Below are 14161 nucleotides of genomic sequence, written 5' to 3' on the forward strand. Positions count from 1 at the left end.
TCCGCCGCGAGGTCAAGACGGGGCGTGTCGCAGGGGGCCGGCGACGCCGCCGGCCGCCCGCGTCAGCCCCAGAGCGCGGCCTCCGGCGGGTGCACGCCCTCCGCGTCGTAGACGAGCGGCGGCTCCCGGTCCTCGGCCAAAAGGAGCGGGCCGTCGAGGTCCACCACCTCCGCGCCCTGCGCGGCGATCACCGCGGGCGCCATGGCGAGCGAGGAGCCCACCATGCAGCCCACCATCACGCGGTAGCCCGCCGCTCGCGCCGCGTCGCGCAGCGCGAGCGCCTCGGTCAGCCCGCCGGTCTTGTCGAGCTTGATGTTGACCATGTCGTATTTCCCCGCGAGCGCGGGCAGCGACGCGCGGTCGTGGCAGGCTTCGTCGGCGCAGACGGGCAGGGGGCGCGCCATGTCGCCCAGCGCGTCGTCCGCGCCCGCCGGCAGCGGCTGCTCGACCATTTCGACGCCGAGCCGCAGGAGATGCGGCGCGAGATCGGCGTAGACCTCCGCCGTCCAGCCCTCGTTGGCGTCCACGATCAGCCGCGCGTCCGGCGCGCCGGCGCGCACCGCCTCGAGCCGCGGCATGTCCTCGGGCGTGCCGAGCTTGATCTTCAGAAGCGGGTGGTGCGCGTTCGCGGCGGCCTTCGCGCGCATCGCCTCCGGCACGTCGAGCGAGAGCGTGTAGGCGGTCACCAACGGCCCCGGCGCGGCGAGCCCCGTGATCTCCCAGACGCGGCGCCCGGCGCGCTTGGCCTCCAGATCCCAGAGCGCGCAGTCCACCGCGTTGCGCGCCGCGCCGGCGGGCAGCGCTTCGGCGAGCGCGGCGCGGTCGAGCCGTTCGGGCAGCGCCGCGATCTGCGCGGCGACGCTGTCGAGCGTCTCGTCGTAGCGCGCGTAAGGCACGCATTCGCCCCGCCCCGTGGCGCCTGCGTCGGTGGCCCGCACGGTCAGGACCTCCGCCGCCGTGCGCGAGCCGCGCGAGATCGTGAATACCTCCCGGAGCGCGAAGGCCTCGCGCGTCACCTCGATCTGCACCGTGTCCCTCCGTCGCCGGTCACCCGGGACGTGCCAGTAGCACAGCCGCGCCCGGCGAGACAGGGCGCGGCGCGACCTATCCGTTCGGATGGGTGCGCCATACGGAAAGCCGCTGGCGCACGACGCGCGGATGCGTATCTTTCGATAAATCGAGGGAGGCGGGGATGCGCATCATTTCGGCACAGTCGCAGGCCGAAACAGCCGCGGCGGCGGCGGAGGACGTGGCGCGGGCGCTCGACGTCGATCGTCGCGGCGCGCCCGATTTCGTCGCGCTTCATTTCGGCGACGCGATGCCGGCCGAGGCGCTGCGGGCCGCCGCGCGCAGCGCGCTCGGGACGGAGGCGCTGCACGGCGGGTCCTCCTGTCTCGGCGTGATGTCGCGCGACGGCCTCGCCCTCGACACCGGCGGCGGCGCGGCGGCGCTCGCGCTCTACGATCCCGAGGGCAGCTACGGCACCGCGTCGCGGGACCTCGGCGACGACGCGACGGCGGCGGCGCGGCAGGCGGCGGAAACGGCGCTCGCCGCGGCCGGCCGGCCGGGCGAGCTGCCGGATCTCGTCTGGCTGACGACGGCGCCGGGGCGCGAGGAGCAGGTGCTCGCCGGGCTGCGCGCCGTCTTCGGCGCGGAGACGCCCATCGTCGGCGGCAGCGCGGCGGACGCCGACGTGCAGGGTGGCTGGCGCCAGATCGGCCCCGGCACGAGCCACGCCGACGGCGTGGTGGTCTCGGTTCTCTTCCCCTCGCGGCCGATCGCCTCGGTCTACCAGAGCGGCTACGGCCCGACGGGCCGGAGCGGGGTCGTCACCCGCGTCGCCGGGCGGCGGCTCTACGAAATCGACGGGCGCCCGGCGATGGAGGTCTACCGCGACTGGACGGGCGGCGCGGTGCCCGCGGCCGGTGAGGCCCCGGTCTCGATCCTCGCCGACGCGACCTTCTGGCCGCTCGGACGGGTGGCGCGCCATGTCGCGGGCGTGCCCTTCCACCTGCTCGGACACCCGGCCGTGGCCTATCCCGACGGGTCGATGGATCTCTTCGTCGATCTCTCCGAAGGCGATCGGCTCTGGCAGATGGCGGGCTCCTCCGACAGCCTCGTGGGGCGCGCCGGCCGCGTCGCCGCGCAGGCGCGCGAGGCGGCGGGCGGCGCGGGCGGCGCGCTCGTGATCTACTGCGGCGGATGCATGCTCGCCGTGCGCGAGCGCATGGAGGACGTGCGCGCCGGGGTCGACGCCGCGCTGGAGGGCGCGCCGTGGATCGGCGTCTTCACCTTCGGCGAGCAGGGCGTGCCGCCGGGCGGACAGGCGGAACACGGCAATCTCATGATCTCGTGCACGGTCTTCGCAGATCGGGTATGACAGACCGAGCGGACGCGTGCATGCTGCTTGGCGTCGTTTTGCACCGCCGGTCCGGCGTCCCCGCCGCCGGCAGATGCGGGCGGCGGGCCGACCGGGTCCGGCATGAGGACGCGGGCGCCGTAGGGACTGAAGATGACGATCGAGACGGAGACCGGCTTCATCTCCCGGGAGGAGTTCGACCGGGAGCGCCGCGCCCGCGAGGCCGCCGAGGCGGAGCTCGAGGCGCGGACGTCCGCGCTGCGCGAGGCCGAGGAGCGTCTCCTGCGCGAGCGCGAGGCGCTGCGCGCCGCGCTCGCCGAGACCGAAACGGCCCGCGCCCGCGAAACCGCGGCGCTCGAGGCGCAGTCGATTCTCGCCCGCGCGCTCGAGGCGCTGTCGGGGCGCACCGGCGCGTCGGAGGCCATGCAGGCGTTGCTCGACACGCTGCGCGAGGCCTACGGCTGCACCGACGCCTGTTACCTTCAGGCGCATGGCGGCGGCGGCGTCCGGGTCGCCGCGGCGGCGCGCCGCGACCGGGCGGGCACCGATCTGCCGCTGCCGCCGGTGACGCTGTGCCGCGCCCGCCGGATGGCGGGGCTCGCGCCGGCGGCGGGCGATGCGCCGCTGCCCGAGGGCTTCGCCGGGTTGTCCACCGTGCTGATCGTGCCGCTCGGCCTGCACGAGGAGACGGCGGGCGCGCTCCTGCTGTGCGGCGCGGAGCGTGCGCCCTTCACCGCCGCTGACCTGCGCCTGATGGAGCGCGTCGCGGCGATCGCCGTGCAGACGCTCACGGCGCTCCGCGAGGCGCGGCGCCACGCGCTGCTCGTGGCCCTGATCGAGGGCCGCGCGGTCGAGGAGACCGACGGCGTGCTCGACGCGCCGCTGGAGGCCGTGCACCGGGCCTTCCGCCGCCTGACCGACATCCAGGGCGAGGTGGTGGGCATCCTCGGCTCGCTGCTCGATGCGGCGCCGGACGGGATCGACGCCGCGCTCGACCGGGCGCTCGCGCGTCTCGGGCGCGCGATCGGCGCCGACCGCGTCCGCCTCCTGCGCCTCGCCCCCGGCGAGATGGCCGTGCAGGCCGCGCACCTCTGGTGCGCCGACGGGGTGGCGGCGGACGACGCGGGCGCGGCGCAGGGGCTCGCCGCGTGGCACGCGCGCCTCGCCGCGGAGGAGGACGTGCTGATCCCCGACGCCGCGGCGCTGCCAGAGGACTCGCCGGACCGGGCGGCGCTGGCCGCGGCGGGCACGCGCGCCCTCCTCGCCGTTCCCATGCGGCAGGACGGCGTCCTGCGCGGGGTCCTGTCCTGCGAGGTGGTGCAGGCGCCGCGCAGCTTCCTGCCCGGAGAGGTCCACCTGATCCGCTCGGTCGGCAAGGTGGCCGATTCGCTCCTCGCCCGGCGCGAGGCGGAGGCCGCTGCGGCGGCCGCGCACGCGGAGACCGCCGCGGAACGCGCGCGGCTGGAGTCGGTGCTCGAGGCGATGCCCGATCTCGTGGTGGAGCTGGACCGCGCGGGGCGCTTCGTCACCTGGCACTCGGGCGCGGTGATCGTGCCGGACGAGATCGGCGCGGCCTTCGCCGGTCAGACGCTCGAGGCGATGCTGCCGCCGGAGCTCGCTGCCGAGGCGCGCGCGGTGCTCGCCGAGATCGACGCCGGAGGCGTGCCGGAGCCGCGCGACTTCGCGTTCGACGTCACCGGAGAGGGCGCGCGGCGCTGGCAGCTCTCGGCCTCGGCGAACGGCACGGCCGGATATCTCTTCGTATTGCGAGACGTGACGGAGGCCCACGAACAGACGGCGCGCATCGCGGAACTCTCGGAGATCGCGCAGCGCACCTCGAACCTCGTCGTGATCTCGGACGCGGCGCGGCGGATCACCTGGGTCAACCGCGCCTTCGAGGAGACCTCGGGCTGGTCGCTCGACGAAGTGAAGGGCCGGAGCGCCGGCAGCTTCCTGCAGAGCGAGGAGACCGATCCCGAGACCGTCGCGCAGCTGCGCGCCGCGCTCGACGCCGGAGAGCCGGTGCAGGCGGAAATCCTGAACCGGGCGAAGGACGGCCGGCCCTACTGGATATGGCTCGACATCCAGCCGCTGCGCGGCGCGGACGGCACGCTCGAGGGCTTCATGGCGGTGGAGACCGATGTGACCGAGCGCCGCGCGCAATCCGACGCGCTGCGCCGCGCGGCGGAGGACGCGGCGCAGGCCCGCGCCACGCTCGAGGCGGCGGTCGAGGCGCTGCAGGACGGTTTCGTCCTCTTCGACGCGGACGACCGGCTGGTGATCTGCAACGAGCGCTACCGCCAGATCTACCCCCGCTCCGCCCCGGCGATCGTCCCCGGCGCCACCTTCGAGGAGATCCTGCGCTACGGCCTCGCGCGGGGCGAATACGCCGAGGCCGCGGGGCGCGAGGAGGCGTGGCTCGCCGAGCGGCTGGAGCGCCACCGCGCGTCCGAGAACGAGATCGAACAGGAGCTTTCCGACGGGCGCTGGCTGCGCATCTTCGAGAAGGCGACGCCCGACGGTGGGCGCGTCGGGCTGCGCGTGGACGTCACCGCGCTGAAGCTCGCCGAGAAGCGCGCGCAGGCCGACCGCGCCGCGGCCATGGAAGCGAGCCAGGACGGCATGGCGATCACGGACGCCGAGGGGCGCTTCCTCTACATGAACCGGGCGCATCTGGAGCTCTTCGGCTACGAGTCCGAGACCGAGGTCATCGGCAAGTCGTGGCGGATGCTCTATCCGCCCGCGGCCGCGGCCTGGATCGAGACGCACGCGATGCCCGAAATCGCGCGCACCGGGCGCTGGACCGGCGAGATCGAGGGCGTGGCGCGCGACGGCGCGCCGGTCGATCAGGAAGTCTCGCTCGCGCTGAAGGCCGACGGCGGCCTCGTCTGCACGACGCGCGACATGCGTCCGCGCCGGCGCGAGGCCTCGGAGCGGGCGCGCCTCCACGAAGAGCTTCAGCTCGCCCGCCGGCGCGAGGTGGTAGGGCAGATGGCGGCCGGCCTCGCGCATGACTTCAACAACCTGCTCGCCGCGATCTCCGGCAGCGCCTTCCTGATCCAGGACACGGCGCCCGGCACGGTCGCCGAGGAGGCGGCGCGGCGGATCGAGGCGGCGACGCAGGGCGCCGGGGACCTCGTGAAGCGCCTGCTCACGCTGGGCCGGGGGGAGGCGGCGCGGGAGCGGATCGACCTCTGCACGCATCTCCGCGAGGCGGCCGATCTCATCCGGGCCGGTCTGCGCGCACCCGCGCGGCTCGCCCTCGAGCTGCCGGACGCCCCCGTCGAGGTCGAGGCCGATCCGACCGACATCCTGCAGCTCGTCCTCAACCTCGGGATCAACGCGCGCGACGCGCTGGGCGACGGCGCGGGGGAGATCACGATCGCGCTCGACCCGGCGGACAGCGCCGACCTCTCCGGCCCCTTCGCGCTCGGCCGGCCCGACCCGGCGCGGCGCTACTGCCGGATCACCGTCTCTGACACCGGCGTCGGCATGACGCCGGAGACCGCCGCGCGCGTCTTCGAGCCCTATGCCACCTCGAAGGGCGCGGACGGCTCGGGGCTCGGGCTCGCCATCGTCTCCTCCGTCGTCGCGGCGGCTGGGGGCGCGATCCGGCTGGACAGCCGGGTGGGCGAGGGGACGACCTTCGCGGTGCTCTGGCCGGTCACGCCGGCGGTGGCCGACACGGCCCCGGAGAGTGGGACGGGCCGGCTCGACGGGCGCGCGGTTCTGCTCGTCGACGATCAGCAGGACGTCCTCGACGGGATCGCGAGCTTCCTCGAGGCCGCCGGCGCCGAGGTCGCGCCCTCGGACCAGCCGCAGGATATACTGGACGCGCTCGAGGAAGATCCCGGAGGATTCGATCTGCTCATCACCGATTTCGACATGCCCGACATGGACGGCGCCACGCTCGCCCGGGCGGCGCGCGAACGCGCGCCCGGCCTTCCCGTGGTGCTGGTCACGGCGCTCGCGGACCTGCCGGTACGTCACGATGGACTTTTCGACGCCGTGCTCGGCAAGCCGGTGCAGCGGGAGGCGCTCGTCGCGGCCGCGGAGGCGGCCATATTGAAAACCGAAGACCGAGGAGCCGCGTCATGCGCATCCTGATCGCGGACGACCACGGGTTGCTGCGCGACACGCTCGAACTCTGGTTCCGGCACGAGGAGATCGAGGTCACGCCGACCGAGGATCTGGACACGGCGCTGGCGGCGATCGCGCGAGAGGCGCCCTTCGATCTCGTTCTCCTCGATTACGGCATGCCGGGGATGAATGGCCTCGACGGCCTGCGCCGGACGCTGGCCGAGGCGAAGGGCGCGCGCGTCGCCGTCATGTCCGGCGTCGCGTCCCGCGACGTGGCCGAGGCGGCGCTCGACATGGGCGCGGCCGGGTTCCTGCCCAAGACGCTGCCCGCGAAGTCGATGGTCCACGCCGTGCGCTTCATGGCCGCCGGCGAGCAATACGCGCCGGTCGATTTCATGACCGCCGCGGCCGTGCCGGAGGGCGGCAACGCCCTTGCCGACCTGCTGACCCCGCGGGAGCGGCAGGTGCTGGAAAAGGTGGGCGCGGGGCTCTCCAACAAGGAGATCGCCCGCGCGCTCGGCATCCGCGAACCCACGGTGAAGCTTCACATGAAGACGCTCTATCGCAAGATCGGCGCCAGCAACCGGACGCAGGCGGCGCTGATGGCGAAGCAGGCCGGGCTGGTCGGCGCGTTCCGCCCCGCCGAGCCGCCGCAGGGCGCGCCGCGCGCCCGTCGTCAGGGCTCGTGACCGGCGCTCGCGCCAATCCCGGCACGGTCGACGCGGGCCGGCCGGGGTCTAGCTCTCTCCCATGCGCACTGTCTTCGCCCTCGCCGTCGCCGCGCTCGTGATCGCGGGCCACGTCGGGCTCTGGACCTCCGACGCGGTGCCGCCCGCGCTGAAGGCCGACCTGACGCGGATCAACGCGCTCGCCTGGGGCGTGGTGCTGCTGCCCGCGGGCGGCGTGGCGCTCTGGCGCCGCGCGCATCGCCGCCGCGCGGCGGAGACAGCGCGCCGGGCGCCGCGCGCACCTTGACCGCGCCGGGCGCGCGCGGATAGGCGCGCCGGGTCACCCCGAGGAGCGCCGCCCATGTCGCAGACCCTGACCGTCGCCGCCGCGCAGTTCGCGAGCCACATCGGCGACCCGGACGCCAATTTCGGGGAGCACCACGTCTGGGTGGCCGAAGCGCGCAAGGCCGAGGCCGACGTGCTCGTCTTCCCCGAGCTCAGCCTCGCGGGGCATTACGGCGCCGAGCGGCTGCTCGACATCACCATGAAGCGCAACGATCCCCGCCTGCTCGCGCTGTCGCGCGCGGCGGGCGAGACGATCCTCGTCGTCGGCTTCATCGAGGAGGGACCGGCCGCGCAGTTCTACAACGCCGCCGGCGTCTACAAGGGCGGGCGCTGCATCTACCTGCACCGCAAGATCAACCTGCCCTCCTACGGCAAGCTGATCGAGACCAAGTACTACGCGCAGGGCCGCTTCGTGGACACCCACGCCATCTCCGAGGACTGGCGCCTCGGGCTCCTGATCTGCGCCGATCTCTGGAACCCGGCGCTCGTGCACCTGGCGTTCCTGCACGGGGCGACGCTGCTGGTCTCGCCGATCTCCTCGGGCGTCGAGGCGGTGGGCGAGGCCTTCGACAACCCCGCCGGCTGGGCGGCGACGATGCACTTCTACTCGATGATGTACGGCGCGCCCTCGGTCATGGCGAACCGCGTCGGCCCGGAGGAGGACCTGACCTTCTGGGGCGGCTCGCGCATCCTCGGCCCCTTCGGCGAGCCGCTCGCCGTCGCGGGGACCGAGCCCGAACTCATCGCCGCGACGGTGGACTACGCCGAGGTGCGCCGCGCCCGCGCGCTCCTGCCCACGGTGCGCGACAGCAACATGGGGCTCGTCGAGCGCGAGATGAACCGCCTGATCGACCGCCTCGGCGTGCCCGACATCATCCGCGACGACGGCTGAGGTGGACGGGCGATTTTTCGTACGAAAAATCGCCGCCGCGCCCTGGGTGGCCGGCGCACCGCGCTGGGGCTCGAAAATTCTTCGTACGAAGAATTTTCGCCCGGCCCGGCGGCGCCGCCGGGCCCCTTCCACCGGGGCGCGCGATCGGCTATCTCCCGCGCGTTCCCGAAGCCCGAAGGACCGCGCCATGAAATTCACCCTCTCCTGGCTCAAGGACCATCTCGACACGACCGCGGGCGTGGCCGAGATCGCCGAGGCGCTGACCGACCTCGGCCTCGAGGTGGAGGAGGTGCACGACCCCGCCGCGCGGCTCGCCGGCTTCACGCTGGGCAAGGTGCTCGAGGCCGAAAAGCACCCGGACGCCGACCGCCTCCGCGTCTGCCGCGTCGAGACCGACCGGGGCGAGGCGCAGATCATCTGCGGCGCGCCGAACGCCCGCGCGGGCATCACCGCGGTGATCGCGCATCCCGGCACCTATGTCCCCGGCATCGACACCACGATCCAGGTGGGCAGGATCCGCGGCGTCGAGAGCCACGGCATGATGTGCTCCGAGCGCGAGATGGAGCTTTCGGAGGAGCACGACGGCATCATCGAGCTGCCCTCCGGCGAGGTGGGCGAGCGTTTCGTCGACTGGCTGGCCGTGCATGACCCGGCCAAGGTGGACCCGGTGATCGAGATCGCGATCACCCCCAATCGGCCCGACGCGCTCGGCGTGCGCGGTATCGCCCGCGATCTCGCCGCGCGCGGCCTCGGCACGCTGAAGCCGGTCGAGAGCGCGCCGGTCCCCGGCGCCTTCCCGAGCCCGGTGGGCGTGACGATCGACGCGGACACGCGCGACGGCTGCCCGGTCTTCGCGGCGCGCGTGATCCGGGGCGTGCGCAACGGCCCCTCGCCGCAATGGCTGCAGGACCGGCTGCGCGCCATCGGGCTGCGCCCGATCTCGGCGCTCGTGGACGTGACGAACTTCTTCACCTTCGACCGCAACCGCCCGCTGCACGTCTTCGACGCGGCCCGCGTCTCGGGCGATCTGCGCGTCCACCGCGCCGCGGGCGGCGAGACGCTCGAGGCGCTCGACGAAAAGACCTACGCCTTTCCCGAGGGCGCCGTCGTGATCTCCGACGACGCGGGCCCCGAGAGCATCGCCGGCATCATGGGCGGCGCCGCGACCGGCGTGACCGAGGAGACGGTGGACCTCGTCCTCGAAAGCGCCTTCTGGGATCACGTGCAGATCGCGATGACCGGCCGCGCGCTCAGGATCAACTCCGACGCGCGCTACCGCTTCGAGCGCGGCGTCGATCCGGCCTACACCCTGCCGGGGCTCGAGGACGCGACGCGCATGATCCTCGATCTCTGCGGCGGCGAGGCCTCCGAGGTGGTCGTCGCCGGCGCGGTGCCGGACCACGCCCGCGCCTACCGGCTCGACCCGGCGCGCGTGCGCTCGCTCGTCGGCATGGACCTGCCCGAGGCGGAGCAGCGCCAAACCCTGACCGCCCTCGGCTTCACCCTCGAGGGGGACATGGCGCATGTCCCCTCGTGGCGGCCCGACGTCATGGGCGAGGCGGATCTGGTCGAGGAGGTCGCGCGCATCGCGAGCCTGACGAAGCTCGAGGGCAGGCCCCTGCCGCGGCCCTCGCCGGGGGTGACGGCGCCGGTGCTCACGCCGCTCCAGCGCCGCGAGCAGGCCGCGCGCCGCGCGCTGGCCGCCGCGGGCTTCAACGAGTGCGTCACCTACAGCTTCATCGACGCCGCCGCGGCGCGGCTCTTCGGCGGCGACGACCGCCTCGCGCTCGAGAACCCGATCTCTTCCGAGATGACGCACATGCGCCCCGACGTGCTGCCCGGCCTCCTGCAGGCCGCGGCGCGCAACCAGGCGCGCGGCTTTTCGGACCTCGCGCTCTTCGAGATCGGCCCGGCCTTCCACGGCGCCGAACCGGGCGAGCAGCACCTGCAGGTCGCGGGCCTTCTGGTGGGGCGCGCCGTGCCGCGCAACGTCCACGGTCCGGCGCGCGACGCCGACACCTTCGACGCCAAGGCCGCCGCCGAGGAGGTGCTCGCCGCGCTCGGCGCGCCGGCGGGGGTGCAGGTCCTGCGCGGCGGGGCGGAGTGGTGGCACCCGGGGCGCCACGGCCGCGTCTGCCTCGGCCCGAAGAAGACGCTCGGCACCTTCGGCGAGCTGCACCCGCGCGTGCTGCAGGCGCTCGACGTGAAGGGGCCGGCGGTGGCCTTCACCCTCTGGCCGGAGGAAATCCCGCCGCCGCGCCGCGCGGGCGCCGCGCGCCCGGCGCTCGCGGCCTCCGACCTGCAGGCGGTGGAACGCGACTTCGCCTTCGTGGTTGACGACCGGGTGGAGGCGGCGAAACTGGTCTCGGCCGCGCGCGGCGCCGATAAGGCGCTGATCGAGGACGTTCGGGTCTTCGACGAGTTCGCGGGCGGCGCGCTGGGCGAGGGGCGCAAGTCGCTCGCGCTCTCGGTGCGCCTCCAGCCGCGCGAAACGACGATGACCGAGGCCGAGATCGAGGCCGTATCGGCCCGCATCGTGGAGAAGGTGAAGGCTGCCACCGGCGCCGAGTTGCGCGGCTGAACCGCGCCCGGGGCGGCCCCGAGACGCGAGGAGGCCGCGATGTTCGAGGACCGGAAAGAGGCGGGCGAGGCGCTGGCCGAGCGGGTGGCGGCCGCGCGCCCGGAGCGCCCCGTCGTGCTGGCGCTGCCGCGCGGGGGCGTGCCCATCGCCGCGACGGTGGCCGAACGCCTCGGCGCGCCGCTCGACCTGTTGCTCGTGCGCAAGCTCGGCCTGCCCGGGCACTCCGAACTCGCCGCCGGCGCGCTGGTCGAGGGCGACCCGCCGCAGGCGGTCTACAACCCGGAGGTGCTCACCATGGCCGGCCTCGACGAGCGCGACTTCGAGGGCCAGATCGCCGACAAGACGCAGGAGATCGCCGAGCGCCGCGCGCGCTGGCTCTCGGGGCGCGCGCCGGTGGATCTGTCTGGACGCACGGCGATCGTGGTGGACGACGGCATCGCCACGGGCGCGACCGTGCGCGCGGCGCTGCGCGGCCTGCGCGCCCGCGCGCCGGCCGCCGTCTGGCTCGCCGTGCCCGTCGCGCCGCCCGATACGCTGGAGCGCCTCGCCCACGAGGCCGACGAGGTGATCTGTCTCGACCGGCCCCGCGACTTTCAGGCGGTGGGGCTGCACTACCGCCGGTTTCCGCAAGTGAGCGGCGAGGAGGTCGCCGACATCCTCGCCCGGTTCGACACCTCCGACAGGAGACCCGAATGACGCTGACCGTCTATCTCGCCGGAGAGATCCACTCCGACTGGCGCGAGGAGGTGAAGACCGCCGCCGCCGGGCTCGACGTGCGCTTCACCGCGCCGGTGACCGACCACGCGGCGAGCGACGACTGCGGCGTGGCGATCCTCGGCGCGGAGGAGGACAAGATCTGGCACGACCGCAAGGGCGCGCTCCTCAACGCCATCCGCACCCGCACCGCCATGGAGGAGGCCGACGTGGTCGTCGTCCGCTTCGGCGAGAAATACAAGCAGTGGAACGCCGCCTTCGACGCGGGCTACGCCGCCGCGCTGGGCCGGCCGCTCGTCATCCTCCACCCGCCTGAGCACGACCACGCGCTCAAGGAGGTGGACGCGAGCGCCAACGCCGTCGCCCGCGAGCCGCGCCAGGTCGCCGACATCCTGCGCTACGTGCTGGAGGGCCGGCTGCCCTGAGGGCGCCGGCCGCGGCGCGCCCACACAGGACAGGCCGCCCGGCGCCGGGCCTCCGCCCCGCGCTTAACGCGGCCGGGGCGCCGCCTTGGCCGATCCGCGCCCCGCGGCGGCGGCGCCGCTGCGTCGGGCTCATCCGCGCGGGCGGGGTCATGGCGTCGGCGTTCGCCGGGCTCCCGGCCCGTCCGGATCTTCAGCGACAGGCGGCGGCCGCGCTCCCCGGCCTCAGGCGCCGGGGGTCGACATCCCCGACGCGGCGCCGCGCGGCGATCGTGGCGCGCCGTCTCCGCCCTGCGGCCCCACGCGGCGACGCGGCGCTCGGCGTGACGGTCGCCCTGCTCGCCGGCACGCTGCGCGCGGAGGGCGGCGCAGCCCTCTCCCCTGAAACCGCCCCGCCCATCATCTTGGCCGAAATACTCCGGGGGGAGTCGCGCCGCAGGCGCGACGGGGGGCAGCGCCCCCCGCGCGGCGGCTCAGCCCTCGCGCGGGGGGATGTCGCGCGCGCGGATCACCGCCGGCCGCGCGAGGAATCGGTCGAGATAGGCCACCGTGCGCGGGTGCTCCTCCCAGCCCACGAGCGCCTTCGCGCCGTAGAAATCGAGCGCGTTCAGCCACGGCGCGAGCGCCATGTCGGCGATGGAATACGCGCCCGCGATCCACTCGCGGTCCTCGAGCGCGGTCTCGATCACGCCGAGCAGGCGGCGCGCCTCGCCCACGTAGCGCTCGCGCGGGATCGGGTCGGCGACCTCCGCGCCCTTGAACTTCACGAAGAAGCCGAGCTGCCCGAAGAGCGGCCCCACGCCGCCCATCTGGAACATCAGCCACTGGATCGTCTCGTGCCGGCCGCGCGGGTCGGCGGGCAGGAAGCGGCCGGTCTTCTCGGCGAGGTAGATCAGGATCGCGCCCGATTCGAAGAGGCCGAAGGGGCGGCCGTCCGGCCCGTCGGGGTCGATGATCGCCGGGATCTTGTTGTTCGGGTTGAGCGAGAGGAACTCGGGGCTCTTCACGTCTGCGTCGTCGAGCGTGACGCGGTGCGCCTCGTAGGGCAGGCCGGTTTCCTCGAGGAACACCGAGACCTTGATGCCGTTGGGCGTCGGATAGGAATAGAGTTGCAGGACCGAGGGGTCCTGCGGCGGCCAGCGGCGGGTGATCGGAAACGCGTCGAGCGATGCCATGCGGGGCTCCTTTCTGTGCGCCGCGCACCCTAACCGCTGGCGGCCCGAGGGAAAGAGGCGCGCGCCGGCGACACGACCGGGCGCGGTGCGAAGCGCTGACGAGGGAGAGCGCCATGCAGACCCTGACGGAGGTGGCGGCAGGCTACGGCCCGCTCTTGTGGACGGCGCTCGAGGCGCTGGTGGTGCTCGGGGTCGGCTGGACCCTCGCCGCGATGATCGCCCGCGCCGCGGGCCAGCGGATCACCGCGAGCCGGCGCATCGATCCGACGCTCGGCCATTTCGCGGCGAGCGTGATCCGCTGGGGGCTGCTCCTCGTGGTGGCGATCGCGGTGCTCGGCGTCTTCGGGATCGAGGCCACGAGCCTCGTGGCCGTCCTCGGCGCGGCGACGCTCGCCGTGGGGCTGGCGCTGCAGGGCACGCTCTCCGATCTCGCCGCCGGGGTGATGCTGGTCATCTTCCGGCCCTACCGGGTCGGGCAGTACGTCGACATCGGCGGCACCTCGGGCACGGTGGCGCGGATCGATCTCTTCGCGACCGAACTGACCACGTCCGACAACCTCCAGGTCATCCTGCCCAACGCCCGCGCCTGGGGCGCGGTGATCACCAATTACTCGGCGCACGACACCCGCCGGCTCGATCTCACCGTCGGCATCGACTACGGCGACGACCCGGAGGAGGCGATGGCGATCATCCGCCGCCTCGCCGAAGACGACGACCGCGTGATGGAGGACCCGGCCCCTTCGGTCCACGTCGCGGCCCTCAGCGAGAGCGCCGTCGACCTCGGCGTGCATCTCTGGTGCCGGGCCGGGGATCACTGGGCGCTGAAGTGCGACATGCTGAAGCGCGTCAAGGCCGCCTTCGACGCGGCCGGCGTCACGATCCCCTATCCGCACCGCGTCGAGGTCCGCAAGGACGGCTGAGCGGT

Annotated in this window: 11 protein-coding genes; 9 read left to right on the plus strand and 2 right to left on the minus strand. The window is 74.1% G+C overall.

Translation table 11 applies throughout. The annotated features are described in order from the left end of the window. Positions 1 to 62: 62 nt before the first annotated feature. Positions 63 to 1028, minus strand: coding sequence for an N-acetyl-D-Glu racemase DgcA (gene dgcA, locus DRV84_RS00335; protein WP_115977760.1), 966 nt, complete (start codon positions 1026 to 1028; stop codon positions 63 to 65). A gap of 164 nt (positions 1029 to 1192) precedes the next feature. Between dgcA and DRV84_RS00340 the strand changes: the two genes are divergently transcribed. The 8 genes from DRV84_RS00340 to DRV84_RS00375 all read left to right on the plus strand — a co-directional run bounded on the left by DRV84_RS00340 (position 1193) and on the right by DRV84_RS00375 (position 12064). After that, positions 1193 to 2380 (plus strand): FIST signal transduction protein, encoded by a 1188-nt coding sequence (locus DRV84_RS00340; RefSeq protein ID WP_115977761.1) that lies wholly within the window; start codon positions 1193 to 1195, stop codon positions 2378 to 2380. A gap of 132 nt (positions 2381 to 2512) precedes the next feature. Beyond that, entirely contained in the window at positions 2513 to 6466 is a 3954-nt protein-coding gene (locus DRV84_RS00345; RefSeq protein WP_115977762.1) for a PAS domain S-box protein, read from the plus strand. Beyond that, positions 6454 to 7128 carry a response regulator transcription factor gene (locus DRV84_RS00350; protein ID WP_115977763.1) on the plus strand — a complete coding sequence of 225 codons (675 nt, stop codon included), beginning with the start codon at positions 6454 to 6456 and terminating at the stop codon, positions 7126 to 7128. The genes DRV84_RS00345 and DRV84_RS00350 overlap by 13 nt, the downstream gene beginning before the upstream one ends. A 61-nt stretch (positions 7129 to 7189) precedes the next feature. Next, on the plus strand, positions 7190 to 7414 hold the full coding sequence (locus DRV84_RS00355; protein ID WP_115977764.1) for a phenylalanyl-tRNA synthetase subunit beta: 225 nt from the start codon (positions 7190 to 7192) through the stop codon (positions 7412 to 7414). A 54-nt stretch (positions 7415 to 7468) separates the two neighbouring features. After that, entirely contained in the window at positions 7469 to 8344 is an 876-nt protein-coding gene (locus DRV84_RS00360) for a nitrilase-related carbon-nitrogen hydrolase (RefSeq protein ID WP_115977765.1), read from the plus strand. Positions 8345 to 8531: 187 nt separating this feature from the next. After that, positions 8532 to 10925 (plus strand): phenylalanine--tRNA ligase subunit beta, encoded by a 2394-nt coding sequence (gene pheT / locus DRV84_RS00365; protein WP_115977766.1) that lies wholly within the window; start codon positions 8532 to 8534, stop codon positions 10923 to 10925. A 39-nt stretch (positions 10926 to 10964) separates the two neighbouring features. After that, positions 10965 to 11621 carry a phosphoribosyltransferase gene (locus DRV84_RS00370; protein ID WP_115977767.1) on the plus strand — a complete coding sequence of 219 codons (657 nt, stop codon included), beginning with the start codon at positions 10965 to 10967 and terminating at the stop codon, positions 11619 to 11621. Next, positions 11618 to 12064, plus strand: a complete 447-nt coding sequence (locus DRV84_RS00375; protein ID WP_115977768.1) for a YtoQ family protein — start codon at positions 11618 to 11620, stop codon at positions 12062 to 12064. The genes DRV84_RS00370 and DRV84_RS00375 overlap by 4 nt, the downstream gene beginning before the upstream one ends. A gap of 470 nt (positions 12065 to 12534) precedes the next feature. Here the strand turns inward: DRV84_RS00375 and DRV84_RS00380 are convergent, their stop codons facing one another. Continuing rightward, positions 12535 to 13236: a glutathione S-transferase family protein gene (locus DRV84_RS00380; protein ID WP_115977769.1), complete on the minus strand. Its 702-nt coding sequence runs from the start codon at positions 13234 to 13236 to the stop codon at positions 12535 to 12537. A 113-nt stretch (positions 13237 to 13349) separates the two neighbouring features. On the opposite strand from DRV84_RS00380, the gene DRV84_RS00385 reads away from it, so the two are divergent. Beyond that, positions 13350 to 14156 (plus strand): mechanosensitive ion channel family protein, encoded by an 807-nt coding sequence (locus tag DRV84_RS00385; RefSeq protein WP_115977770.1) that lies wholly within the window; start codon positions 13350 to 13352, stop codon positions 14154 to 14156. The last annotated feature ends 5 nt before the right edge of the window (positions 14157 to 14161 follow it).

Source organism: Rhodosalinus sediminis (genome assembly GCF_003385555.1).
GTDB lineage: Bacteria > Pseudomonadota > Alphaproteobacteria > Rhodobacterales > Rhodobacteraceae > Rhodosalinus > Rhodosalinus sediminis.

Bases quoted from the DNA above. Each gene is read 5' to 3' on its own strand.
- DRV84_RS00340 (WP_115977761.1), top strand. From the start codon at position 1,193: ATGCGCATCATTTCGGCACAGTCGCAGGCCGAAACAGCCGCGGCGGCG.
- DRV84_RS00345 (WP_115977762.1), top strand. From the start codon at position 2,513: ATGACGATCGAGACGGAGACCGGCTTCATCTCCCGGGAGGAGTTCGAC.
- DRV84_RS00350 (WP_115977763.1), top strand. From the start codon at position 6,454: ATGCGCATCCTGATCGCGGACGACCACGGGTTGCTGCGCGACACGCTC.
- DRV84_RS00355 (WP_115977764.1), top strand. From the start codon at position 7,190: ATGCGCACTGTCTTCGCCCTCGCCGTCGCCGCGCTCGTGATCGCGGGC.
- DRV84_RS00360 (WP_115977765.1), top strand. From the start codon at position 7,469: ATGTCGCAGACCCTGACCGTCGCCGCCGCGCAGTTCGCGAGCCACATC.
- pheT (WP_115977766.1), top strand. From the start codon at position 8,532: ATGAAATTCACCCTCTCCTGGCTCAAGGACCATCTCGACACGACCGCG.
- DRV84_RS00370 (WP_115977767.1), top strand. From the start codon at position 10,965: ATGTTCGAGGACCGGAAAGAGGCGGGCGAGGCGCTGGCCGAGCGGGTG.
- DRV84_RS00375 (WP_115977768.1), top strand. From the start codon at position 11,618: ATGACGCTGACCGTCTATCTCGCCGGAGAGATCCACTCCGACTGGCGC.
- DRV84_RS00380 (WP_115977769.1), bottom strand. From the start codon at position 13,236: ATGGCATCGCTCGACGCGTTTCCGATCACCCGCCGCTGGCCGCCGCAG.
- DRV84_RS00385 (WP_115977770.1), top strand. From the start codon at position 13,350: ATGCAGACCCTGACGGAGGTGGCGGCAGGCTACGGCCCGCTCTTGTGG.